The organism is Flavobacterium sp. ZB4R12 (assembly GCF_048276375.1).
Lineage (GTDB): Bacteria > Bacteroidota > Bacteroidia > Flavobacteriales > Flavobacteriaceae > Flavobacterium > Flavobacterium gawalongense.
Map to the genome: position 1 here is coordinate 99005 of NZ_JBLNKS010000014.1, position 23896 is coordinate 122900.

31 protein-coding genes and 1 tRNA gene are annotated in these 23896 nt (G+C 35.0%); 12 read left to right on the plus strand and 20 right to left on the minus strand.

The genetic code is table 11. From position 1 onward, the window contains the following. Nucleotides 1-387 precede the first annotated feature (387 nt). Entirely contained in the window at nucleotides 388-1104 is a 717-nt protein-coding gene (locus ACNO7W_RS11630; protein ID WP_417938266.1) for a CDP-alcohol phosphatidyltransferase family protein, read from the plus strand. A gap of 8 nt (nucleotides 1105-1112) precedes the next feature. After that, entirely contained in the window at nucleotides 1113-1976 is an 864-nt protein-coding gene (locus ACNO7W_RS11635; RefSeq protein WP_417938267.1) for a glycoside hydrolase family 25 protein, read from the plus strand. 1 nt (nucleotide 1977) lies between these two features. Here the strand turns inward: ACNO7W_RS11635 and ACNO7W_RS11640 are convergent, their stop codons facing one another. From ACNO7W_RS11640 to ACNO7W_RS11660, 5 genes are all read right to left on the minus strand, one after another. Continuing rightward, nucleotides 1978-2151 (minus strand): DUF5808 domain-containing protein, encoded by a 174-nt coding sequence (locus ACNO7W_RS11640; protein ID WP_417938295.1) that lies wholly within the window; start codon nucleotides 2149-2151, stop codon nucleotides 1978-1980. 122 nt (nucleotides 2152-2273) lie between these two features. Beyond that, nucleotides 2274-3014, minus strand: coding sequence for an LPS export ABC transporter ATP-binding protein (gene lptB, locus ACNO7W_RS11645; RefSeq protein ID WP_035667905.1), 741 nt, complete (start codon nucleotides 3012-3014; stop codon nucleotides 2274-2276). Between the two features lie 153 nt (nucleotides 3015-3167). Beyond that, on the minus strand, nucleotides 3168-3524 hold the full coding sequence (locus ACNO7W_RS11650; protein ID WP_417938268.1) for a carboxymuconolactone decarboxylase family protein: 357 nt from the start codon (nucleotides 3522-3524) through the stop codon (nucleotides 3168-3170). After that, nucleotides 3517-4332 carry a twin-arginine translocase subunit TatC gene (gene tatC, locus ACNO7W_RS11655; protein WP_417938269.1) on the minus strand — a complete coding sequence of 272 codons (816 nt, stop codon included), beginning with the start codon at nucleotides 4330-4332 and terminating at the stop codon, nucleotides 3517-3519. Before tatC ends, ACNO7W_RS11650 begins: the two co-directional genes overlap by 8 nt. Next, the gene (locus tag ACNO7W_RS11660; protein ID WP_417938270.1) at nucleotides 4332-5297 is read right to left on the minus strand and encodes a KpsF/GutQ family sugar-phosphate isomerase; all 966 of its coding nucleotides are present in this window, start codon (nucleotides 5295-5297) and stop codon (nucleotides 4332-4334) included. The genes tatC and ACNO7W_RS11660 overlap by 1 nt, the downstream gene beginning before the upstream one ends. Nucleotides 5298-5382: 85 nt before the next feature. Here ACNO7W_RS11660 and recQ point away from each other — a divergent pair, with 85 nt between their 5' ends. Beyond that, nucleotides 5383-7578 (plus strand): DNA helicase RecQ, encoded by a 2196-nt coding sequence (gene recQ / locus ACNO7W_RS11665; protein ID WP_417938271.1) that lies wholly within the window; start codon nucleotides 5383-5385, stop codon nucleotides 7576-7578. Nucleotides 7579-7766: 188 nt separating this feature from the next. Here the strand turns inward: recQ and ACNO7W_RS11670 are convergent, their stop codons facing one another. Then, complete coding sequence (locus ACNO7W_RS11670; protein ID WP_417938272.1) at nucleotides 7767-8000, minus strand: hypothetical protein; 234 nt, start codon at nucleotides 7998-8000, stop codon at nucleotides 7767-7769. A 105-nt stretch (nucleotides 8001-8105) separates the two neighbouring features. Here ACNO7W_RS11670 and ACNO7W_RS11675 point away from each other — a divergent pair, with 105 nt between their 5' ends. The 3 genes from ACNO7W_RS11675 to ACNO7W_RS11685 are packed head-to-tail and all read left to right on the plus strand — an operon-like array spanning nucleotide 8106 to nucleotide 10201. Beyond that, on the plus strand, nucleotides 8106-8354 hold the full coding sequence (locus ACNO7W_RS11675; protein ID WP_314897179.1) for a hypothetical protein: 249 nt from the start codon (nucleotides 8106-8108) through the stop codon (nucleotides 8352-8354). Beyond that, a complete protein-coding gene (locus tag ACNO7W_RS11680; protein WP_314897178.1) occupies nucleotides 8354-8620 on the plus strand; it encodes a plasmid stabilization protein in 267 nt (88 codons plus the stop codon). Before ACNO7W_RS11675 ends, ACNO7W_RS11680 begins: the two co-directional genes overlap by 1 nt. 18 nt (nucleotides 8621-8638) lie before the next feature. Further along, entirely contained in the window at nucleotides 8639-10201 is a 1563-nt protein-coding gene (locus tag ACNO7W_RS11685; protein ID WP_417938273.1) for an FAD-dependent protein, read from the plus strand. Between the two features lie 84 nt (nucleotides 10202-10285). On the opposite strand, the gene ACNO7W_RS11690 is transcribed toward ACNO7W_RS11685, so the two are convergent. The 7 genes from ACNO7W_RS11690 to ACNO7W_RS11720 all read right to left on the minus strand — a co-directional run bounded on the left by ACNO7W_RS11690 (nucleotide 10286) and on the right by ACNO7W_RS11720 (nucleotide 15063). Continuing rightward, complete coding sequence (locus ACNO7W_RS11690) at nucleotides 10286-10645, minus strand: cupin domain-containing protein (RefSeq protein ID WP_185963053.1); 360 nt, start codon at nucleotides 10643-10645, stop codon at nucleotides 10286-10288. 287 nt (nucleotides 10646-10932) lie between these two features. Next, nucleotides 10933-11538 (minus strand): PAS domain S-box protein, encoded by a 606-nt coding sequence (locus tag ACNO7W_RS11695; RefSeq protein ID WP_417938274.1) that lies wholly within the window; start codon nucleotides 11536-11538, stop codon nucleotides 10933-10935. 253 nt (nucleotides 11539-11791) lie between these two features. Next, a complete protein-coding gene (locus tag ACNO7W_RS11700) occupies nucleotides 11792-12574 on the minus strand; it encodes a CHAD domain-containing protein (RefSeq protein WP_417938275.1) in 783 nt (260 codons plus the stop codon). 92 nt (nucleotides 12575-12666) lie between these two features. After that, nucleotides 12667-12879 (minus strand): SHOCT domain-containing protein, encoded by a 213-nt coding sequence (locus ACNO7W_RS11705; RefSeq protein ID WP_143385810.1) that lies wholly within the window; start codon nucleotides 12877-12879, stop codon nucleotides 12667-12669. A gap of 383 nt (nucleotides 12880-13262) precedes the next feature. Beyond that, on the minus strand, nucleotides 13263-13889 hold the full coding sequence (msrA, locus tag ACNO7W_RS11710) for a peptide-methionine (S)-S-oxide reductase MsrA (protein ID WP_417938276.1): 627 nt from the start codon (nucleotides 13887-13889) through the stop codon (nucleotides 13263-13265). Between the two features lies 1 nt (nucleotide 13890). Further along, nucleotides 13891-14451 (minus strand): peptide-methionine (R)-S-oxide reductase MsrB, encoded by a 561-nt coding sequence (gene msrB, locus ACNO7W_RS11715; RefSeq protein ID WP_417938277.1) that lies wholly within the window; start codon nucleotides 14449-14451, stop codon nucleotides 13891-13893. 150 nt (nucleotides 14452-14601) lie between these two features. Next, entirely contained in the window at nucleotides 14602-15063 is a 462-nt protein-coding gene (locus tag ACNO7W_RS11720) for a GNAT family N-acetyltransferase (RefSeq protein WP_417938278.1), read from the minus strand. 161 nt (nucleotides 15064-15224) lie between these two features. Between ACNO7W_RS11720 and idi the strand changes: the two genes are divergently transcribed. The 6 genes from idi to ACNO7W_RS11750 all read left to right on the plus strand — a co-directional run bounded on the left by idi (nucleotide 15225) and on the right by ACNO7W_RS11750 (nucleotide 18324). Next, the gene (idi, locus tag ACNO7W_RS11725) at nucleotides 15225-15752 is read left to right on the plus strand and encodes an isopentenyl-diphosphate Delta-isomerase (protein ID WP_143385814.1); all 528 of its coding nucleotides are present in this window, start codon (nucleotides 15225-15227) and stop codon (nucleotides 15750-15752) included. A gap of 102 nt (nucleotides 15753-15854) precedes the next feature. Continuing rightward, nucleotides 15855-16265, plus strand: a complete 411-nt coding sequence (locus ACNO7W_RS11730; RefSeq protein WP_417938279.1) for a 6-pyruvoyl trahydropterin synthase family protein — start codon at nucleotides 15855-15857, stop codon at nucleotides 16263-16265. Continuing rightward, nucleotides 16265-16723 carry a peroxiredoxin gene (locus ACNO7W_RS11735; RefSeq protein ID WP_417938280.1) on the plus strand — a complete coding sequence of 153 codons (459 nt, stop codon included), beginning with the start codon at nucleotides 16265-16267 and terminating at the stop codon, nucleotides 16721-16723. The genes ACNO7W_RS11730 and ACNO7W_RS11735 overlap by 1 nt, the downstream gene beginning before the upstream one ends. Before the next feature lie 151 nt (nucleotides 16724-16874). Beyond that, nucleotides 16875-17837 carry a type I phosphomannose isomerase catalytic subunit gene (locus tag ACNO7W_RS11740; protein ID WP_417938281.1) on the plus strand — a complete coding sequence of 321 codons (963 nt, stop codon included), beginning with the start codon at nucleotides 16875-16877 and terminating at the stop codon, nucleotides 17835-17837. 68 nt (nucleotides 17838-17905) lie between these two features. Then, entirely contained in the window at nucleotides 17906-18172 is a 267-nt protein-coding gene (locus ACNO7W_RS11745; RefSeq protein ID WP_073209770.1) for a hypothetical protein, read from the plus strand. 78 nt (nucleotides 18173-18250) lie between these two features. Next, nucleotides 18251-18324, plus strand: a tRNA-Thr gene (locus ACNO7W_RS11750). A gap of 160 nt (nucleotides 18325-18484) precedes the next feature. Here the strand turns inward: ACNO7W_RS11750 and ACNO7W_RS11755 are convergent. The 7 genes from ACNO7W_RS11755 to ACNO7W_RS11785 all read right to left on the minus strand — a co-directional run bounded on the left by ACNO7W_RS11755 (nucleotide 18485) and on the right by ACNO7W_RS11785 (nucleotide 23866). Further along, complete coding sequence (locus ACNO7W_RS11755; protein WP_417938282.1) at nucleotides 18485-19195, minus strand: DUF4369 domain-containing protein; 711 nt, start codon at nucleotides 19193-19195, stop codon at nucleotides 18485-18487. Between the two features lie 218 nt (nucleotides 19196-19413). After that, nucleotides 19414-21261, minus strand: coding sequence for a peptidase M61 (locus ACNO7W_RS11760; protein ID WP_417938283.1), 1848 nt, complete (start codon nucleotides 21259-21261; stop codon nucleotides 19414-19416). A 118-nt stretch (nucleotides 21262-21379) separates the two neighbouring features. Beyond that, nucleotides 21380-21544, minus strand: a complete 165-nt coding sequence (locus ACNO7W_RS11765) for a hypothetical protein (RefSeq protein ID WP_185963051.1) — start codon at nucleotides 21542-21544, stop codon at nucleotides 21380-21382. A gap of 9 nt (nucleotides 21545-21553) precedes the next feature. Next, nucleotides 21554-21724, minus strand: coding sequence for a hypothetical protein (locus tag ACNO7W_RS11770; RefSeq protein WP_185963050.1), 171 nt, complete (start codon nucleotides 21722-21724; stop codon nucleotides 21554-21556). Nucleotides 21725-21788: 64 nt separating this feature from the next. Beyond that, complete coding sequence (locus tag ACNO7W_RS11775) at nucleotides 21789-22067, minus strand: DUF2805 domain-containing protein (RefSeq protein WP_035670363.1); 279 nt, start codon at nucleotides 22065-22067, stop codon at nucleotides 21789-21791. A gap of 119 nt (nucleotides 22068-22186) precedes the next feature. After that, complete coding sequence (locus ACNO7W_RS11780; RefSeq protein ID WP_417938284.1) at nucleotides 22187-23014, minus strand: sterol desaturase family protein; 828 nt, start codon at nucleotides 23012-23014, stop codon at nucleotides 22187-22189. A 249-nt stretch (nucleotides 23015-23263) separates the two neighbouring features. Next, on the minus strand, nucleotides 23264-23866 hold the full coding sequence (locus ACNO7W_RS11785) for an alpha-ketoglutarate-dependent dioxygenase AlkB (RefSeq protein WP_314897161.1): 603 nt from the start codon (nucleotides 23864-23866) through the stop codon (nucleotides 23264-23266). Nucleotides 23867-23896 lie beyond the last annotated feature (30 nt).

Sequence of the window (23896 nt, forward strand, 5' to 3'; positions counted from 1 at the left end):
TGAAATAGCACGCGGATGACGCAGATAAAACGGATTTACACGGATTTTTGAAGATTGTAAAAAAGGGAACAGTGAAAATTTGTGTCTAAAGAACGTTTAGGCTTAAAAAATATTTCAAGAACTGTCTTTTAAGCAAGGCTTCTCGATACATTTCTGGCTTAACTAATACTTGCTTTCAATCTAATTTCATCAAGCAAAGTCCCGAAGTGTCGGGACGAAGTGACGTCGTCGAGGTGATAATCCCGTCAGTTCGAGTGATTTTTGTGTAATGCAATGAAACAAAAATAGTATCGAGAACAGCTGTTGAAAAATCTCTATTAAAAAACGTACTTCTCCTTCACTTATTATACTAAATTTGTCAACTTTGGTCCACTAAACTCTATCACTATGAATATTAAAAAGCATATCCCCAATAGTATCACCTTGCTTAATCTTTTTTGCGGCTGTATCGCTTTGGTTTTTGCATTTCACCGTAATTTTGAAATGGCTTTTTATTTCGTTTGTCTGGGTATCTTTTTGGACTTTTTTGATGGCTTTTTTGCCCGATTGTTCAAAGTTTCCAGTCCGCTGGGTTTGCAGTTGGATTCCTTGGCAGACATGGTTACCAGTGGTGTTGTGCCCGGTTTAGTGATGTATCAAATGATGGTGGACAATTCAACTGCTGCTTCTGAAAGTTATTTGCAAATCTTCCCTTATTTGGGTTTTTTGATTGCTTTAGGTTCTTGTTACCGTTTGGCGAATTTTAATATCGATACCCGTCAGACTGATTCTTTTATTGGTTTGCCAACGCCTGCCAACGCCTTGTTTATTTTAAGTTTGCCTTTGGTTTTAAGTTATTCCGATTCCCTATTTGTTTTCGAAATTTTGACAAATCAATGGGTTCTGTTGGCGATTACTTTAGTAAGCGCGTATATTTTGAATGCCGAAATTCCGCTATTTTCCTTAAAAATCAAAAAGTTTAATTTTGTGGCCAATGCACTCCAAATTAGCTTTCTGATGCTGTCCCTTTTATTATTGATTTTCTTCCAATATTTAGGAATTCCTTTGCTGATCATTTCTTATGTTTTACTATCGGTCGTGAATAATAAATGGCTGAAAAAGTAGGTTTTTGAATGAAAAGAAAAACGGTTAGAAGGAAAACCACTCCAATTCGTAAACCCAAAAAGAAAGTGTCTGTTTTCTCGGGTAAGTTCGTACGGTATTTGATTGTTACTTTTGTTATTGTACTAGTTATTGCTCTTGGTTATCATTATCGGGATGGTTTAGCCTATTATTTTAGTTTTAAATCAGATAAAATTCTGAAAAAGGAGGCCGAAGCCAAACGCATTTCGGATGTTCGGAATTTTCAGGTTTTAGAAAAACACGAAGGAAAAAGCGTCGGTTTGGATGTTTCAGAATATCAGGGAAAAATCCAATGGACTTATGTAGATACTTTAGAAAAAAAATATCCCTTACATTTTGTGTTTATTCGCGCTACGGTAGGAAGAGACAGAAAAGACCGTCGGTTTAATCGGAATTGGCTTGGCGCCAAAGAAAATAAAATGATTCGTGGAGCCTATCATTATTACCGTCCCAATGAAAATTCGCTCGAGCAAGCCGAACTTTTTATTCAAACCGTTACCCTTCAAAAAGGGGATTTGCCTCCTGTTTTAGATATTGAAAAACTGCCTAAAAATCAATCGCTTGATCGCTTAAAAGTAGGTCTGAAAAGATGGTTGAAAACAGTGGAGCTGCATTACGGGGTAAAACCTATTATCTATACCGGTGAGAAATATTACGACGATTTTTTAAAAGAGGAATTCAGTGACTATCTTTTTTGGATTGCCAATTACAATTTTTACAGGGAGGAAATAAACGAAGATTGGTTGTTCTGGCAATTCACCGAAAAAGCATCGATTCCGGGTATAAAAGGGAATGTCGATGTTAATATTTACAATGGTGATTTAGAACAGTTGCAGTTTATAACCAAGGAATAAATTAGAGATTTTTTTTGATGATTGAGAAAAGAATGAAAGCGAAAAATAAAATAGCTCCAATCATAAAAAGAACTGATTTCGGGTTGGCAAAATTTATCGTAAATCCTATCGATGGAATTCTTTTAGGAGGTGTAATTCTTTTGTCTTCGGGATTGAAATAGAAAACACCCCAAATCCAATTTTTAGGGTCTTTGGATCATTTTTCTTCAGTTTCTTTACTCGGGTTCTCCATAATTAATAGAATTACAATCGGGTAAATTTAGTTTTTGCAAAAGCGATCTGTAAAGGGTTACAATTTTAAAACTCCAATTTCTTCTTTCTTAACTCGAAATTTTGACCCAAATAGACTCTTCGTACCATTTCGTCTTCCACTAATTCTTCCGGAATACCTGCTTTTAAGATTCCACCTTCAAACATCAGGTAGGTTTTGTCTGTAATAGCCAATGTTTCCTGAACGTTGTGGTCGGTAATAAGAATACCAATATTTTTATTTTTTAATTGCGCTACGATTCGTTGAATATCTTCTACGGCAACCGGATCGACACCCGCAAATGGTTCATCCAGTAAGATGAATTTTGGATCAGTAGCAAGACAACGTGCAATTTCGGTACGACGACGTTCACCCCCTGAAAGTAAATCTCCGCGATTGGTACGAATGTGTTCCAAGCTAAACTCTTCGATTAAACTTTCCATCTTCGCTTCTTGTTCGGCTTTGGATAGTTTTGTCAATTGTAAAACGCTCAAGATATTGTCTTCGATACTTAATTTTCTAAAAACGGAAGCTTCTTGCGCTAAATAACCAATTCCCTGTTGCGCTCTTTTGTACATGGGATAATCGGTAATGTTCAAATCGTCCAGGAATATGTTGCCCGAATTTGGTTTAACCAATCCTACAATCATATAAAATGAAGTCGTTTTTCCGGCACCGTTGGGTCCTAAAAGTCCCACGATTTCGCCTTGATTTACTTCTACCGAAATGCCTTTTACAACACTGCGTCCTTTATAGGTTTTGATTAGATTTTCGGCTCTTAATTTCATATTCAGATTCTTAGATTTTTAGATTCTTAGATTTTAGGCAAATAAACGAATAAACCTATAGTCCAATCCTTCCTTTAACAATTATTTAGTTTCTTTTCCTATTCGGCTATTTGCCTAAAATGGTCAGGAGCCACTTTTTATTTGATGGAAATATTATTTTGTAGTGGTGGTTTCTTCTAATGCTTCCCAAAATTCATAGGCTCTGCGCAAATGAGGCACCACAATAGTTCCGCCAACAAGCGTAGCGATTCCCATGGCTTCCATCATTTCTTCTTTAGTTACCCCTTCTTTGAAACTGGTTTCCAAATGGTATTTTACACAATCATCACAACGTAATACTGCCGAAGCTACCAGTCCTAAAAGTTCTTTGGTTTTTACATCTAATGCACCTGCTGCATAGGCATTGGTGTCCAGATTAAAAATTCGCTTTACGATTTTATTATTGTCCGCCAATAATTTTTCGTTCATTTTAGAACGGTAGTCGTTGAATTCTTGAATGATATCAGCCATTTATCTTTTTTTGATTTTTTACTACAATTTTTGAAATTAAGATGCTTGCCTCGTAGATCAATAACATCGGAATAGTTACAATTATCTGACTCACCACATCCGGTGGGGTAACAATTGCGGCAACGATAAGGATGATAATCACGGCATATTTCCAATATTTTCTTAAAAAAACAGGAGTTACTAGCCCTAATTTTGTTAAGAAATAGATAATGATAGGCAATTCAAAAAACAAACCACAAGCAATCACACTTGTTTTTACCAGCCCAATGTAAGAATCAATACTAAATTGGTTTTTTACCACGGCACTAATGGTGAAAGTGGCAAAAAAGTTGACTGACATGGGTACAATTACAAAATAGCCAAACAACACTCCCAAAAAGAAGAGCAATGAGGATGAAATCACGAAAAGTCTCGCATGTTTTTTTTCTGTTTCATACAATGCCGGGCTGATGAATTTCCATACTTCCCACAATATGAAGGGGAATCCAAGGATGAATCCGGCGGTTATACAAGTCCAGATCAACACGTTGATCTGTCCCTCCATATTCGTGTTTTGGATAATGAAAGGCATTTCGGTTACACAAATGCTTTCGGCAAAACCCAAATGATTTGATAAATCACAAAAGAATCGGTACGTTATAAAATTAGCATTTGTTGGTCCAAAAATGATAACATCAAAAATGTAATCACTGACAAAAAAAGTAACCGTAGCAAGAATTAATATCGCAATCGTACTTCTAACCAATAACCATCTCAATTCTTCAAGATGATCTAAAAACGACATTTCGTTTAAGTTTTTCTTCGCCATTATACTATTCCCTCTTTTAAAATATCGTGTAAATGTAATACTCCTTTGTACTCACCATTGTCTACCACAACTAATTGTGTAATGGAGAAGTCTTCCAGAATGTTCAATGCGTCTGCAACCATGGCTGTAGATGGTATTAATTTTGGATTTTTAGTCATAATATCTTTGGCGGTCAAATCAGTGAAGGAGTCTCTGTCATTTAGCATTCTTCGAATGTCGCCATCGGTAATAATTCCGACAACTTTATTCTCATCTACAACTGCAGTTACTCCAAGACGTTTTTCGGAAATTTCGAAAATTACTTTTTTTATCGGTGTATCCGGTGCTACCATTGGTTTCAAAGTGTGTTCCAGCATGTCCTTCACACGTAACAATAATTTTTTACCTAAAGCGCCTCCTGGGTGGTATACGGCAAAATCTTCCGGTTTGAAATCCCGCATTTCCATCAGGCAAACGGCAATGGCGTCTCCCATTACTAATTGTGCCGTGGTGCTATTGGTTGGTGCCAGATTATTAGGACAGGCCTCAGCCTCTACTGTGGTGTTCAAAACAAAATCGGAACCTTTGGCAAGAAAAGAAGTCATATTTCCTGTAATCGCAACCAAGGTATTGCCAAAACGTTTTAAAAGCGGCACCAGAACTTTTATTTCCGGGCTGTTGCCACTTTTTGAAATGCAAATAATTATATCCTCGTTTTGAACCATTCCTAAATCGCCATGAATGGCTTCTGAGGCATGAAGAAATAGGGAAGGTGTTCCGGTAGAATTAAAAGTGGCTACCATTTTTTGAGCAATAATGGCACTTTTTCCAATACCTGTTACCACTAATCTTCCTTTGGAATTGTAGATGCTTTGTGTGGCTTCAATGAAGTTTTCATCAAGAAATTCAGTTAGTTTGGCAATTGCTTCACTTTCAGATAAAATAGTTTTTTTGGCGCTAGCCAATATATTTTCTTTTGTTATCAAAACAGAATGGTTAAAATTTGTATGTTTAAAAGAATTTTGTATCTTTATGTGATGCAAATTTATACAAAATACCACATAATCAAGAATGAATTCAAACGAAATTGATATCCACAAAGAATTAAAAAAATATTTTGGCTTCAGCCAATTTAAGGGGTTACAAGAACAAGTCATAAAAAGTCTGCTGAATAAGCAAAACACATTTGTGATTATGCCCACAGGAGGTGGGAAGTCGCTCTGTTACCAATTGCCTGCTTTAATTCAAGAAGGAACTGCCATTGTAGTTTCGCCTTTAATCGCTTTGATGAAAAATCAAGTTGATGCCATTCGAAGTTTATCTTCTGAAAATGGTGTCGCCCATGTTTTAAACTCCTCCCTTACCAAAACCGAAATTACCCAAGTTAAAAAGGATATCACTTCCGGTTTGACAAAATTATTATACGTTGCTCCAGAGTCTTTGACCAAGGAAGAGTATGTCGCTTTTCTTCAAACGGTACCCATTTCCTTTGTGGCTATCGATGAAGCCCATTGCATCTCCGAATGGGGCCATGATTTTAGACCTGAATACCGGAATCTAAAACACATCATTAAGCAATTAGGGGATGTGCCTATCATAGGTTTGACCGCTACAGCTACACCAAAAGTGCAGGAAGATATTCTGAAAAACTTAGATATGACTGATGCGACTACTTTTAAAGCATCGTTCAACAGACCTAATTTATATTACGAAGTACGTACTAAAACTAAAAATATTGAATCGGATATTATCCGTTTTATAAAGCAACACAAAGGCAAATCAGGAATTATTTATTGCTTAAGCCGCAAGAAAGTAGAGGCTATTGCCGAAGTTTTGCAGGTAAACGGAATAAGTGCCGTGCCTTATCATGCGGGATTAGACGCTAAAACCCGTGCCAAACACCAGGACATGTTTCTGATGGAAGATGTTGATGTGGTGGTGGCAACTATCGCTTTTGGAATGGGAATCGATAAACCGGATGTGCGTTTTGTGATTCACCACGATATTCCTAAATCATTGGAAAGTTATTATCAGGAAACCGGTCGTGCGGGTCGTGATGGAGGCGAAGGACATTGTCTTGCCTATTATTCCTATAAAGATGTCGAGAAATTAGAAAAATTCATGTCGGGTAAACCTGTTGCCGAGCAGGAAATTGGTTTTGCTTTATTACAGGAAGTGGTGGCTTATGCCGAAACTTCCATGTCCAGAAGGAGATTTCTACTGCATTATTTCGGAGAAGAATTTGACGATGTCAATGGAGAAGGAGCTGATATGGATGACAATGTCAGAAACCCGAAAACAAAAGTGGAAGCCATAGATCAAGTGGTGAAACTACTGGAAGTGGTACGGGATACGAAACATTTATACAAATCGAAAGAAGTTGTTTTTACGTTGATTGGTCGTGTCAATGCCGTCATTAAAGCACATCGAACAGATACGCAATCTTTTTTTGGATGTGGTTCGGATCACGATGAGAAATATTGGATGGCTTTATTGCGACAGGTTCTTGTTGCCGGGTTTTTGTCGAAAGACATTGAAACCTATGGAATCGTAAAAATCACTAAAAAAGGATTGGATTTTATAAAAAATAGAGAATCTTTTATGATGTCTGAAGATCATGAATACAATGAATCTGAGGATGAAGCGATTGTAACTGCATCAAAATCTACAGGAGCTGTCGATGAAGTTTTGATGGGTATGTTGCGTGATTTACGTAAAAAAGTAGCCAAGAAATTAGGCGTTCCCCCGTTTGTGGTTTTTCAAGATCCATCATTGGAAGATATGGCCTTGAAATATCCGGTTTCTCAAGATGAATTGATTAATATTCATGGCGTTGGGGAAGGGAAAGCTAAAAAATACGGTGCAGCATTTCTAGAATTAATTAGTCGGTATGTAGAAGATAACGATATCATTCGTCCGGAGGATTTAGTGGTAAAATCTACCGGAGTCAATTCAGTAAATAAACTCTATATCATTCAAAATATTGACAGGAAATTATCTCTTGATGATATTGCTTCCGCGAAAGGGATTAACATGGATGCTTTAATAAAAGAAATGGAGCAAATTGTTTATTCTGGAACCAAGCTGAACATAAAATATTGGATTGACGATATGCTTGACGATGATCAGCAAGAAGAAATTCATGGCTATTTTATGGAATCCGAATCGGATAATATAGAAGATGCCCTCAAAGAGTTTGATGGGGATTATGATCTTGATGAATTGCGCTTGATGCGTATAAAATTTATCAGCGAAGTGGCGAATTAAAGAAGTGTTCAATGGTCAGCTTTTTAGTGATCAGTCCAATTAATACTGAATTTTAGTGGTCAGTTTTTTAATAATCAGTCCTAATTAATACCGAAATAACTGAACACTAAAAAAAACGAACACTTTTTTAGTAGTCAATCCAATTAAAACAGAAAACAACTGAACACTAAAAAGCTGACCACTGAACACTAAAAAACCTCTCCTCGATGCGGTTTCAAAGCGTCTCTTACCTGAATCATATTTTCGTCGGTAACCACCATAAAAGCGATGGCTTGCATTTCGCCATGAATTTCAAAACCCGTGATATTCAAGGGTAATTTTTCAATTGCGATATATTCTTTCAAATGAATTTCGTGGTGCTCGGCAGTTTTTGCGGAAGCAGATCCACGGAAATCCCATATCAGTTTTATTTTTCTGGACATTTTTATGACTTTCAAAGTTTCAATGCGCCAAAGTTACAAAGTTTAAGTTAATAGATTTTGTATATATTGTATATATCATGTACTTTTGTATAAAATTTAATTCTAATGAGAAAATTAATTGATTTAGACGAAATTACATTAACAAAGTTAAAAATGATTTCGGTCTTTGAAAAATTAAGCGTCAAAGCATTGATGGAAAATGCGGTGCAATCTTATGTCAAAAATAAAGAATTAGAACGCTTTAATAAGCTAACGGATGACGAAAAAGAAGATTTAGGATTGTTATTATTGATGCAAGAAGCCGATAGAACTGATAAAGTGAGTGAAGAAGAAATTTTCAACGCATTGAAATAATGGAAGTTGAATATTTAAAAAATTTCATGAAAGATTTGCAAAAATTAAATGATGTTACTTTGAAAAAGCAACTTTTCGATGTGATTAATGATTTTAAATTAGCCGATAATCTTAATAATTTATCAAACATAAAAAAACTTAAAGGGCATCCGGAAGCTTATAGAATGCGAATTGGAAAATATCGATTGGGATTTTATTTCAATGGAAAAACAATAGAAATGGCTCGATTTGTAAAAAGAGAAAATATCTATAAATTATTCCCTTAATGCCTTTAGAATAAAAAAATGCCTCAAGAACTCCTCTTACAAGTATCACCAGAAATAGCGGCGAATGAATCGTTGCTAAAAGACTATTTGTCGAAGCAAATTAAAGTTTCTGTAAATGAAATTCAGCATGTTTCTATTTTAAAACGCTCGATTGATGCGCGTCAAAAAGCGATAAAAATCAATTTGAAAGTGGCAATCTATTTGAAAGGAGAACCTTTTCAGGAACATAAATTCCAACTTCCCGATTATAAATATGTGGCTGCAGCTCAGGAAGTAATCGTGATAGGCGCTGGTCCCGCCGGACTTTTTGCCGCTTTGCAATTGATAGAGTTGGGTTTGAAACCCATAGTTATTGAGCGTGGAAAAGATGTTAGAGGCAGAAGAAGAGATTTGAAAGCCATCAATGTCGATCATCTTGTCAATGAAGATTCTAATTATTGTTTTGGCGAAGGTGGGGCAGGAACCTATTCGGACGGAAAATTATATACTCGTTCTAAAAAACGTGGTGATGTAACGAGAATTTTGGAGTTATTAGTGGCTTTTGGGGCTTCGGAAGATATTCTGATTGAAGCGCATCCGCATATTGGAACTAATAAATTGCCTCAAATTATTCAGGACATTCGGGAGAAAATCATTGCATGTGGCGGACAGGTTTTGTTTGAAACACGACTAACCGATATTTTGGTAAAAAATAATGAAGTGCAAGGAATTGTTACTCAAAACGGAGATACGATTCTTGCTAACAAAATAATCTTGGCTACAGGACATTCTGCCCGAGATATTTTCGAATTATTGGACCGAAAGCAGATTTTTATCGAAGCCAAGCCTTTTGCCTTAGGTGTAAGAGCCGAGCATCCACAATCGTTAATTGACAGTATTCAGTACAGTTGCGATTATCGTGGGGAACTTTTGCCTCCGGCACCGTATTCTATTGTGAAGCAAGTGGGCGGTAGAGGAATGTATTCTTTTTGTATGTGTCCCGGTGGCGTGATTGCACCTTGTGCCACCAGTCCTGGTGAAGTGGTTACCAATGGTTGGTCGCCATCCAAAAGGGATCAGGCTACTGCCAATTCCGGAATTGTAATCGAGTTAAAATTGGAAGATTTTAAACCGTTTGCCAAATTTGGTGCTTTAGCCGGAATGGAATTCCAAAAAAGTATCGAGCAAAAAGCATGGCATTTGGCTGGGAAAACCCAAAAAGTTCCTGCGCAGCGCATGATCGATTTTACCCAAAATAAAGTTTCCTCCGAAATTCCGAAAACGTCCTATGTTCCCGGAACGACATCCGTTGAAATGGGGCAGGTTTTTCCCGGGTTTTTAACGCAAATATTGCGAGAAGGTTTTTCTGAATTTGGGAAATCCATGCGCGGTTATTTGACCAATGAAGCCATACTTCACGCACCGGAATCAAGAACTTCTTCGCCAGTGCGTATTCCCAGAGATCCGTTGACTTACGAGCACGTACAAATAAAAGGCTTGTATCCCTGTGGTGAAGGAGCAGGTTATGCTGGTGGAATTATCTCGGCGGCAATCGATGGCGAGAAATGTGCGTTGATGATAAAAGAGAGTATTGGAAATTAATTTTTTTATCAATCAATCCATTGCTTTTAAAAAGGAAACAGCCCGATACAGGCTGCTTCATTATAATTTTTTAAATAAAATCTGTTATTTTTTCGGAGCAGGTTTTATTTCTGTCACAACAATCTTGAATGTGGTAGTTCCTGTGTTTTTTGCCATGTGCATTACGGGTGGGAAATACAGTACTTCTCCTGCCTTGATATTGGATGTGGTTGCCGGCTTGCCTTTTTCTGTGATTTGAATTTTACCACCGGTCAAAGCATACACGGTGTGATGAGGGTGGCTATGCCATGGCATTGTTGCGCCTGGGGCAAATTCTGCCGACATGACCCTCACTTTATCATTGTCAAGGAGGATTTTTTTATACACTTTCGGACCAGCTTTCATAGGGTCTTGTGCATGCATACCTGTACTCATCATCAGGAATAATCCAACGAGCAACGACATCGAAATCTTTTTAATTGTTTTCATTTTATTTCATTTTTATTGATTAAACATATAGTGGGCAATGGTCGCATTGTCCATTTTTTTAATACTATTTTGTCACGTTTTTTATGATGCAAATAAAATTATGTTAATCGTGCGAAATTTAATTTATAAACAAGTGAATGCTTCTCAATTTGAAAAAGGCTGAATTGTGGCTTTCAGGGTTTTGCCTTTTCAATAATCGTTAGCTCTTTATTTTTGTTTTTATCAGTGTTGTCAACACAAAAAGCAACTTTTTTTGGGGACTACTAATTTACAAAAAATAGTAAAAGGAATATATTTATTTTACGTATTTGTTTTGTAAAATACTGTTGTGTAGTTTGTTGTAATAAATCTTTATTGAGTATAATCATGGTTTCATGAATAGTATCAATGATTGCTTCGGTAAATTCACAGGATTCTGTCAGCTTTTCATTATTTTTTTTTAATTCCTGAATGTTGGAAATAAGTTCTTGATTTTCGGTGATATCTTCCCCACGCTGGATGATATATTTTACATTATTATCAGCATCTAATATGGGAGAGTGACTTACTTTCCAATATCTAACTTCAAACCCACCGCCATCGGCCACCGGTTTTTTAATATCGCATTTTTGAACCGGTAGAGTATCGGTTCGCTTATTTTTAATCACACTATTAAAAGAAGCACGTATCTTTTTTTCTCCATCGGGATTTATATCATCAGGGTTAATAGGAAATACATCAAAAATATTCTTGTCTAAAACATTTTTTCTTTCCGTCATCGTGACTTCCAAGAAAGCATCAGTAACTGCGATTATTGTAAAATTAGTATCTAAAACTAATAACAATGCCGGAGCGTGATTGAATAACTCTTTGTAATTATTTTCACCCATACATATTCTATTTTAGTTTTATAGCTATAATTTTTTATACTTTGAAAAGGTTACAAAAGCTGTTGTATTTCGATAGTATTACTTTGATTTCAAAAGCTTGCAAAGTTGATAAATTCAAATTCAAAAGATTTGTATTGTTTCTAATTATTATTTGACTAATAAAAACAGGAAATAGAATCAATTTTGGCTATTTCTATATAAAATCATGTTTCGGTTCTTATCGACTCAACTAATTCTATTATTTCAACCGTTTCTATAAACGACTACAGGGTAAAGTTGCATTTATTTTATGAAATAACAATTCATTTTCGAAAGTAAATGATGCTTTGATGTTTTCAAGTTGAGCGCTTTCATTTGGATTGATTTCACCGGAATCTATCACTTTTTTCAAATGTTTGATAATTATCCGGTTATCGTGCCATTCTCCAAGTAGTTCCGGTAAAATAAGATTGCTTCTGGTCAGCTTGTTTTGCTTGCCATAATTCAGACTTTTATAGCTATACTCATATTCTTTTAATCGCTTGCGAAGTGGGTGAATTTGTTTGCTTTTTAAGGCATTTTGACGGAGTAATTTTTCAATTTTAGTTCTTTTTTTATCCATATAACGGTTCGCCTTTTTTTTACTTGTTTTGGCAAGCAAAGGAACAATTTTGCGATACTTTTTTTTTAGAGTTTGAGATAAACCGTTATTTGTAATCAAGAAAAAAACTTTTAGTTCTCTGGTTAGGAGCTTTTTTAAATGATCCTTGTATTCCGGAAGTAAATTGAAAGCAAAATATTCCTCAAGCAGGGATTCTTCCACCTGAAGCTCTCTTACTTTTCCTGCCTGACGAAAAATACGTTTGAAGGGTTTGAAAGTCTTTTTTTTCTTAAATCCTTTGGAATAATAATTTGCCAAATTAAATAAAGCATTAAGCTTTTTGATTTCTACTCTGAGTGCATGAAAAGTATCGGGTGTGTAGGATTGTTGCTGTTTTTCCAAAAGAAAGCTAATGGTGCATTTTCGTTTTTTTAAATATTTTTTAAGCGCTTTCATCTTTTAAAAATATTTATTAACCGTTTTATTCTAGAATTAAAATAGAACGGTTAATACTTCTTCATTGCGTTTAATGAAGTGAAGGTTGTTATTTAATTCTCATCAAGAAATTTCTTTTTTTCGTCGAATTCTTCTTTCGTAATTTCTCCTTTGGCAAATCTTTTTTTTAGAATGTCCAATGGGGTGTCGTTTTTTGTTCGTTGACCAGGAATGTTATAAGGAGTTGCGAATATCCATATTACCAGGATTACCCAAAATATCCACCACAATAAATGCATTCCCCAAAAGTGATGTCCGTTATGCATAATATAGTGTTTAAGAGATTGATATGTAGTGTAAATATATGAATTTCAGTGCCAGAAAACAATTTATTGTAATGGATTCTCTTACAGGGAGGTAAAACAAACCGTCTTATTACATTAAACGAGACGGTTCTTTATAATTGTTATTTTTTCTTTTATGACTATCCGTAATGCGGACTAAAATCATTTCGAATACAATTTTCGTCGTTTGTACATTTATAAAGCATAAATATTAGCCCACAGATTGTACAGATTGTACAGATTATACCGATTTATACGGATTTTTTTACTTGGTGAATCAAACTGTTATTTAAATCTGTGCAAAATCCGTTCAATCCGTGTTATCTGTGTGTCATATTTTATCCTTTGGAACATATTGCGGACTGTCATATTTTCTTTTTCAATCGGTTTTTAAATAGTTTTTCAAATTTTTCTATTTTGGGTTGAATGACCATTTGGCAATAGGGTTGATTTTTATTGTTTGCATAATAATTCTGATGGTACGCTTCGGCTTTATAAAACTTGGTCAGCGGTTCCAATGTCGTTACTATGGGACTGTCATATACTTTCGCTTTTTTCAACGCATTGATAATTGCTTGCGCCGCTACTTTTTGTTCCTGATTTTTATAAAAAATGGACGAACGGTATTGTGTTCCGGTATCAGCACCCTGACGGTTTAATGTTGTTGGGTCGTGAACAGTAAAGAAAACTTTGAAAATTTCGTCCAGATTCGTTACCGTTTTATCATACGTGATTTGCACCACTTCGGCATAACCCGATCTTCCGGTGGAAACATCCTCGTAAGTAGGATTCGCAATTTTACCACCTGCATATCCTGATACCGCTGATTTTACTCCGTTTAGATTCTCATAAACCGCTTCGACGCACCAGTAACAGCCCCCGGCTAAAGTGATGGTTTCGAGATTGGATTGTTTTGTGGCTTTGCCAGTTGTGTTGTTTTGTCCCAACAGACTCAGTGTTGTCAATAGACCAATTAAAAATAAATTCTTCATATTATTTTGTGTCAGGTATAAAGTCAAGGGCTATAGAATTCATGCAATATCTTTTTCCGGTTGGCGCAGGTCCATCATCAAAAAGATGTCCTAAATGACCACCGCATCTGCCGCAAAGGGCTTCAATTCTTTCCATTCCAAGTGAATTGTCAGTTTTATAAACAATACTGTTTTTATTGTCTTGTTCAAAAAAACTGGGCCAACCGCAACTGCTTGAAAATTTGGCTCCGGAACGGAATAATTTATTTCCACAAGCAGCGCAATAATAGGTTCCTTTTTCATCCGTGTTCCAATATTTTCCTGTAAATGGTCTTTCGGTGTCCGCATGTCGCATTACTTCGTAAACATCTTCAGGTAATACCTTTTTCCATTCGGCATCCGTAAGGTTTAGTTTTGTGGTGTCTGTATTGGAGTAATATGGGTTTTCGGGTTTGTTGATCGGATTTTCCATGCCAGAAGTTTTTTTTTTGTTGTTTTGGTTGTTTGTATTTTGCCCACAGGCAGTAAAGATGAATAATGGGAGCAAAAATAATGCGCTTAAAAAACGGGTTGTTGTTTTCATATTTTTCTTTTTTGTTCTACAAATGTAAAGCGGTTTTTCACTACAATGTGTCGCCTACTTTACAAATTAATAGCGATTTAAGTAAGTTTTAACTAGTGTTATTTACGTAAAAAAATCGTTCTTGGATTTGTAATTAAAAAAAACGTATTGCTATAAACCCATTCGCATGTTTATTAAGTGTTTTTTGAACCCCACTTTTTCATACGCTGTAATTGCCGGACTGTTGTCATTATAAACATCCAGTCGAAGTTCAACTATATATTGAGAACGGCACCAGTCCTTGAGTGCTTCAATAATTCTGGCATTTACTCCTTTTCCTCTGTGATTCGGATCAGTGTACATAAATCCTAAATACCCATATGTTTCATGATTCAAATACGGTTTTGCGGTCTCTATTCGCGCATATCCGGAACCAATAATCTCCGAATCCATTTCGGCTACCAATACTTCAATATGAGATGCTGAAATCATTTTTTCAATGTCGTAATAATGGATTTTTTCCTCTTTTAAAGTAGGGTCAAAAGGACGTTCGGCAATAATAATCCCCTGTTCGAATTCCAGGAGTTTTTCTAAATCGTTAGGATGTGCTTTTCGGATGTTTATAGTATGCATTGCAGTATTTATATTTGATTATAAAAATACAAAAGAAATAGATGGGGTTGTATTTTATTTGGCTTTCTTCAAAATGATTTCGCTTCAACAAATCGAAACAGAACGTTAAAGCCCCCTTCGATAATTATCTTTTTTGTATTTTTGTAAGGCTAAAAACACCTATGAAAGAAGAAAACGTAATATTAGTTAACGAAAATGATGTGCAAATTGGGTTGATGCCAAAGCTTGAAGCGCATGAAAAAGCCATTTTGCATCGTGCTTTTTCCGTTTTTATATTAAACAGTACAAATGAAATTATGCTGCAACAACGGGCGCATCAAAAATACCATTCCCCTTTATTGTGGACCAATACCTGTTGCAGTCATCAGCGTGAAGGAGAATCTAATATTGAGGCGGGAAGCCGAAGATTGTATGAAGAAATGGGTTTTGAAACGGAACTTAAAGAGCTTTTCCATTTTATATACAAAGCTCCTTTTGATAATGGCTTGACCGAACACGAACTCGATCATGTTATGATAGGATATTATAACGATAATCCAAAAATAAATACGGAAGAAGTCGAAGACTGGAAATGGATGAAAATTGAGGATGTAAAAATCGATATGGAAATTCATCCGGAACGATATACCGTTTGGTTCAAAATAATCTTCGATGAATTTTATCATTTCCTTGAAGAACATAAAGTGTAAGATTGCAGGTATAAAATTTCAGAATGCAGTAATCTGAAATTGTAAATTAAAAATCTAATTGTCACCCTTGAGCACAGCTGAAGGTTAACACCATAAATTAACATGAGAGTTACTATTTCACGAAAAGCCCATTTTAATGCGGCACATAGATTATATAGAAAAGACTGGACTTTCGAGCAAAACGATGCTGTTTTTGGCAAATGCAACAATCCTAATTATCATGGCCACAACTACGAATTGATTGTTGGTGTAACCGGTGAAATTGACCCTGAAACCGGATTTGTCATGGATGTGAAATTCCTGAGCGAAATCATTAAAGAAGAAGTTGAGGATCGGTTTGATCATAAAAATCTTAATCTCGATGTGCTGGAGTTTCAGGATTTAAATCCAACAGCCGAAAATATCGCAGTGGTAATTTGGAATAGAATCAGAAAAAGAATCAAACCACAATTTGAATTGGAAGTCGTTCTTTATGAAACGCCTCGAAATTTTGTAACCTACAAAGGGGAATAATGGGACTAAAAGTAGGAGATAAAATCCCAAATTTTAAAGCAAAAGACACCAATGGCAATGATTTTGACAGTCAAAGCATAGTAGGACATAAACCGCTTGTTATTTATTTTTATCCAAAAGACAATACACCAGGCTGTACCGCTCAAGCCTGCAGTTTTAGAGATCAATATGAAGATTTTAAGGATTTAGGTGCCGAGATAATAGGTGTCAGCACAGATAGTGTTACTTCCCATCAAGAATTTACCAAACAATATAAACTGCCTTTTCTTCTTTTGTCAGACCCTGATAAAAAAATTAAAAAGCTTTTTGGTGTTCACTCTCAAATGCTTGGATTAATTCCCGGACGTGTAACGTATGTAACAGATAAGAACGGAATTATTCAATTAATTTTTGATAGCATGTTTGCCACTAAACACATGCCTAAAGCACTTGAAACCATTAAAAGATTAGTATCATAGAGTGACTAAATCGTATTAGATACGTTTTGTGTTTTTATCTTAATTTGCATTTTATCCCCACTTTACGGCCATTTTTTTTAAGAGTGAACGGAAGACTAGTTTGCGGAAATGATATAGATTATGCAAATTTGCAATACATAAAAAAAGTAACATGAAATTTTATCCATTACAATTTGAACCCATTCTGAAAGAAAGAATTTGGGGAGGCGAAAAACTAAAAACGGTACTTAATAAACCGATTACATCAAAAATAACTGGCGAAAGCTGGGAGCTATCGACCGTAGAAGGCGATGTGAGTGTTGTAGCCAATGGCGAATGGAAAGGAAAATCTTTGACTACTCTGATTAATGAATGTCCAAACGAAATTTTAGGAACAGCAGTTCATGCCAGATTTGGCAAACAATTTCCATTGCTTTTCAAATATCTGGATGCTCGTGAAGATTTGTCTATACAAGTTCATCCTAACGATGAGTTGGCCAAAAAACGACATAATTCTTTTGGAAAAACTGAAATGTGGTACATCATGCAAGCTGATGATGACGCTAGAATAATTGTTGGATTTAAAGAAAAATCAGATGCCAACGACTATTTAGAAAATCTAAAAAATAAAACCTTACTTTCTATTCTGGATGATGTACAAGTACAATCAGGTGATGTTTTCTTTTTGGAAACAGGAACGGTTCACGCTATTGGTGCTGGACTGGTTGTTGCCGAAATTCAGCAAACATCGGACATAACCTACCGTCTTTATGACTTTGACAGGGAAGATGCACAAGGAAATACAAGAGAATTGCATGTCGATTTGGCTTTAGACGCTATTAACTATAATAAAGTAGAAACCAAAAAAGAATATACTAAAAACGCAAACGAATCCAATAGAGTTGTGGATTGTCCTTATTTTACGACCAATTTTATTCCGTTAGATGGAGAAATTACGGTTTCTAAATCAGGAAAGACTTTTACAGTTTATATGTGTGTGGAAGGAACATTTGAAATGGAATATGGCAATTCAAAATTGGAATATAAAAAAGGGGACACCGTTTTGATTCCTGCTGCAATGAATGCATTCATTCTCAATGGAAAAGCTTCAATTTTAGAAATTTACATTTCATAGTCGGTAATAGAAAGATTATGTGTACTTTTGCAGACGCAAATTAAAATTCAAATTTTAAAAAAATAAAAATGGCAAACGTTAAGAATTTAAAGAAAGACATCAACTACGTTTTAGGAGATATTATTGAAGCAGTTTACTTGTTCGAAATTTCTACAACAGGAAAACCAACAACAGAAACGAATGCTTTAATTGACGAAGCTATTGCTGCTTTTGACGCTTTAATCACAAAAGTAAACGCTAAAAAGGTAGAAGATAAAAAAGCACACTTCAAACAAATCAATGTTGAATTGGAACAAACTGCTAATCAATTGATTGCTAAAATCAACGAATTGTAGTAAAAAAAATCGCAAAAAAAGTTTGAATTTATTTTGGAAAATAGAAATTCAGACTTATATTTGCACCCGTAATGAGTCGCCAGCGTAGCTCAGTTGGCTAGAGCAGCTGATTTGTAATCAGCAGGTCGTGGGTTCGAGTCCCTCCGCCGGCTCTTTAATAAACCATCTAATATTTGTTAGATGGTTTTTTTCTTTTTTATTAAGAAGGAACAATTAAATTTAATTCAAAGTTAAAAAAAACCGTCCCGATTTATCGGGACGGTTTTTGTTTTTAAGATATAAATTCAGAAAAAATGAGGTATTGTATCGATATTATTTCTGATTTTTGATTGATGCAACATATTTAGTCAATTTTTTTCCATAAAGCGATTGCGCTACTTTTGGAGACATTGATTTTTGAATCGTATCTAAGTATTTAATATTGATATCATAGATCTCTGATAAGGCAATATATGGTGCTACATCGTAGTTTCTATTGTTTATCGCAAAGTTAGTGGCAAATAAATACTTTCGTTTTATATTAGAATCCTGCTTTGCGCTTAAACTGTCAATCGCTTTTGGGTTATTACTTTTAATGGCATTGAATTTTTGTTCAATTAAAGTAAGTTCTTCATCTCTAAAACGTGAATTTATTTTTTTGTATTCTTCATACAAATCGTTATTTTTTGATCCTGTAATTTTTGCGCCAGAAAGATAGCCGTCTAAACTAGTTTCAATAGTTATATTTCCCGGTTCAGCAAAAAACGAGAGGTTATTGTCCAATGAATTGCTCACACCCCTGTCCAGAAATAAATAAAGCATTTCAGGAGATTTTAATTCTAAGTCACTTTCAAAAGCAGCACTTCCGTCGATGTTAATAGTGTCAATAGCAACAAGAGTGGTGTCCACCACTCTTTGAATGTATAAAGTTCCTTTTTTTAATCCCTTAATATTTCCGGTAATATGTAAGTTTGTTTTTGATCCCTTTTCGTTACAAGATGACAAAAGTAAAAGGGTAACGAATGCAATAATAGATTTTTTCATGTGAAGTTAATATTTGTTTTTTTTTTGGAACATGGTATCGCCATTCTTTATTATGATTTGTCCCGAAGCTTCGGGATTGAATCATGGCGATTTCATTTGTGTTTATATTTTGGCGCAAAATAAAGAAAATTGTTGGAATGATTTGGCAACGCATCTAAATTTTACAAAAAAAATCCCAATCTATTTCTAAATTGGGATTTTATTAATTGTTTTTCAGATTATCCTTTCAACCAAGCTTCTTTTACTTTGTTTGCGGAAGAATCGGTTGCTTTGAGACTATCTTTTTCTTCGTAAGGAAATTTTACTTTTCCTTTAAGTGTTTGCTCTTTGCCGTCGCGTTTTATTTTTATGGAAATAGCATCGTTTTCTTTCCAGTTTTGACTTTCAGAAATCATTTCATAGATATTATCAAGAGAATATGATTTTTCGTTTATTGCTAATATAATATCACCTCCTCTAAGGTCTAAGCTTTTGTAAAAATCGATCAATTCCATATTCGGAATAACAATAATCTCTTTATTTTCAGGATTTACCGTAATGTATGGCACTCTTCCTTTTAAGAAAACATTCCCCGGAGTTTTTTCGGTAGATTTTGTAACCCCTACTTTTGCCAAATAGGTTTCATAAGGAATTGGAGTTGGTCCAGATACATAAGTAGTTAAAAAAGAACCTACTTCCGGATACGTTAAAGCTGTGATTTTTGCGAAAAGCTCCTCATCATTAAATGGTTTTGTCGGACCGTACTCACTCGATAGTTTTTGCATCAAATCAAGAATTCCTCTTTCTCCATTGCTTTTTTCTCGAATTATAATATCCAAACACATTCCAATAAGAGTCCCTTTTTCATACACATTCAAATATTGGTCTTTGTACGGTTGTGTCAATACATTCGCACTCATAGTTGTAAAAGGCATAGTGTCATTCATGGTGTTTGCACGAGTTATTTTTTCAGCCAAACGCGTGTAAAACTCTTTCTCATCAATTAAACCTTGGTTAATTTGAAAAAGGTTGGCAAAATATTCTGTTACGCCTTCATACATCCATAAGTGTTGAGACATTTTTGGGGCATTGTAATCAAAATATTGAATTTCTTTAGAATGAATGGATAAAGGAGTTACGATATGGAAGAATTCGTGTGAAACTACATCTTTCATCGCTTTTACTAATTCTTCTTTTGGCATCATCTCAGGAAAAACTACTGTCGTTGCCGTGGGATGTTCTAAAGCGCCAAATCCCTTTGCGTCACTTTCTGTCATGCTTGACAGATACAACAAGACACTGTATTTTTTCGTAGCATTTATTTTGCCTAAAAAGTTCTTTTGGGCAGTCATCATGGTTTTCATCTCCGGAGTAATGCTTTCGGCAGTAACTTTTCCAGTTGGAGAATATACCCCAATCAGTATTTCCATACCGTCAACAGTAAAAGTGGTGTAATCTGGTTTAGCGTACATGATAGGGTTTTCTACCAATTCAGCATAATGTGGCGTTATGAATTTATCATTTGTGGTACTTACATCCAGGTCAGTCATTGAAGTAGCGCCCCAAAGTGCTGCAGGATGTGTTATGGTAACGTTGTATGGCAGGTCTTTCTTGTCTTGAAAATAACCTACAAAACAATGCATGTTTAGCATAAAGTTTTTGTCGGCATCAATATTTGTTCCCGCTGGGGAAAAAATTTCATGAGTTTTTTCAACATCAAAAGTGTCATTTACCAAGTAGGTTATTTTTACTAATGATTTTGCATTTTTGATGTTCCAGGTGTTGTCATCAGTTTTAGAAACTGGAAGTACATTTCCTTTAGCATCATACGCTTTCAAATCGTCTATGTATTTTCCGTAATCATCTATTGAATAAGTTCCGGGAACGGTTTTAGGAATGCTGTAGGTAACTTCGTCAGTATAGTTTTTTGGTGATGCAACCGTAACAAGTACTTTGTCCTCTTTTACGTCATTTAGGTTGATAGTAACCTCGATTTGTTGTTTTGCAGCAGCAGTAACAGATGAGCTAGCGGTTTTACAGCTCCAAAGAACAGAAGCAAATGCAAGTGAAAAAATTATTCTTTTCATTTTCGTTGGTTTTTATTTTAGGGATAAGTCCTTTGTACCATAAAAATGTTACAGTTTCTATTGATTTAAAAAATATTTTTTTATGGTAGGGATGAAAAAAAATCGGAAAGGATGCTATTTAATGTTGCGCATTTAGTAACTGTAAGGTTGCTTCTGGATTTTCGACTTCAATAATTAGTTTTTTGTAATGATGATTTTCCAATTCTATAATTATAGCTTTGTTTTTATTCATCACATCCCAAAAATTTCTGCCTTTTTTATAAAATGTTCCAGCGGCTATCAAGCCAGGAATTTATGTTCCGGGCATTCTGAAGCCTTTCCAAAACGTAAATTCTTCTTTGTTTTGATAGGCTCTAATGATTCTTGCTTTAGAAACAACAATTTTACTTTCCATTGCCCAAATTTTGTGCAATCCTTTGATTTTAAAAATAGATATGCCGTCTTTTGATATTACTGAAACCATAATTGCATTTATAAAAGATTGTATTTAAAAACAAAAAAACTCCTGAATTACAGGAGTTTCGTTTTTAATCCAATTTGTTTTTTATATAGTATTTACCATCCAAATCTTCATCAAAATCATCTATTTTAACGGGTTTTGGTTTTGGTTTATTTGCAGTAGCTTTCTTTTTCCACATTTCAAATTTTTCTGCAGGCATCTTCTTTTTCATGATCTCAAGAACCTCTTTTTCAGCCAAACCAAATTCTTTTTTGATAATTTCAAAAGGATTTTTTTCCTCTAAGGCTAATGTAACAAGTTTTTCTGTTTGTTCCCAGTTCAATTCTTTGCGGTTACTCTTTTTCATCACGTGAAAATTAATTCAAATAAGTTGTTAATGATTAATAAATGTCAATTCTAATTATATTCCAATATTAAGAAAAAAAATAATTACTTCTTATCAAAAGGTCATTTTTTTTATTGTTTTTAGTTGTTTTCTGTTGAACGGGGTTTTTGAAACGGTATTTTGAGCAAATTTTTCAGTTGGTTGTGCTCTTTCGGATTCCTATGTGTATCAATTCCGTATACAATTTCTTCTTTTGGTAGCGCCATAAAGGTGCCAAAAAGACGATCCCAAACCGAAAATATATTCCCGTAATTACTATCGGTATACGGTAACACATGGTGGTGGTGTACTTTATGCATGTCTGGAGAGACGATAAAATAGCTCAAAATGGTATCTAATTTTTTTGGAAGCGAAATATTGGCATGATTAAATTGGGTAGCAACAACGGATAAAGTTTGGTATAGGAAAATCATCCACATGGGACTTCCTACGATTAAAACACCCAGAGTGGTAAAGACAAAACGGATTACGCTTTCTCCCGGATGATGTCTATTTGCAGAGGTTGTGTCTATCCAAGTATCGGTATGATGAATTAAGTGAAAACGCCATAGAAATTTTGTTTTATGTTCTACTAAATGCACTAAATATGCGCCTATTAAATCCAGTAAAAGTAATCCAACAAGAGCATATAGCCATAGTGACATTTGCGGAAGCCATTGTAAAATTCCAAAGTTATTAGCAATTGTCCAATCGGCAGATTTTAATAAAATAAAAGCCAGACAAAAATTGACAATGATAGTCGTGAACGTCAGAAAAATATTGATGCTCGCATGATGCCACTTTTTATAATTGAAATTAAAAAGCGGAAAAGCATTTTCTATTAACCAAAAAATAGTGATTCCACACACAAGAATTAAGCTTCTATGGGAGGAAGGAATGGTTGAAAAATAAGCAATAATTTCATTCATAATTCGAGTATTTATTGGCCGCAAGCATAGTTTAAAACTATGCACTTTAGTGCATTTCGCTTTTAGCTTCTAAAAAAAATCAAACACGAATTTCACAAATTACCACGAATTAATTTGTGAAAATTAGTGAAATTCGTGTTTAAGTATTACATTTTTCATTCTTGCAGACTTTCAGTCTGCCAACCAAATCTATGGATTTTTAGTCCATAGTGGTTTAGTTCAAATCTAATGATTTTTTGCAGAAAATATCTATTTGATTACCCGAAAGGTAAGATTTATTCTGGGAGTTGTGGGTTTAGCAGTTTTCGGGATTTGATGTTTCCAGAAATGCTGTGTGGTTCCTTTCATTAACAATAAACTCCCGTGTTCCAGAACGATACTTTTTTTCTGGTCTTTGTCGGAATTGTGTTTTAATTGAAAGGTGCGTTCGGCACCAAAACTCACCGAGGCAATTACAGGATTTGTTCCTAATTCTTTTTCGTTATCGGCGTGCCAACCGTTACTGTCTTTTCCGTCGCGATAATAATTGAGTAAAACGGTAGTGAAATTCGTGTCGGAAATACTTTCAATTTGTGATTTTATCTTTTGCAAAAGTAAATTCCAAGGATGGGGTTGCATTTTTATATTCGAATAGGAATACGGCTTTCCTTCGTTTCCAAATAAAGCTGTCAATCGAGGTTGCGCATGAATTTTACCGAAAACTCGAATTTCATCCTGTTGCCAAGGAATTTCATTTATCAGCTCCGCATAAATGCTATCGGCTTCTTCTTTGTTAAAAAAAGCAGGATAATAAATAATTTCTGCATCTGGCAAATTGAGATGTATCGGTTCCGATTGAAATAGTGAATTCATTTTACAAAAATAAAGAGAAAAACGTAACGT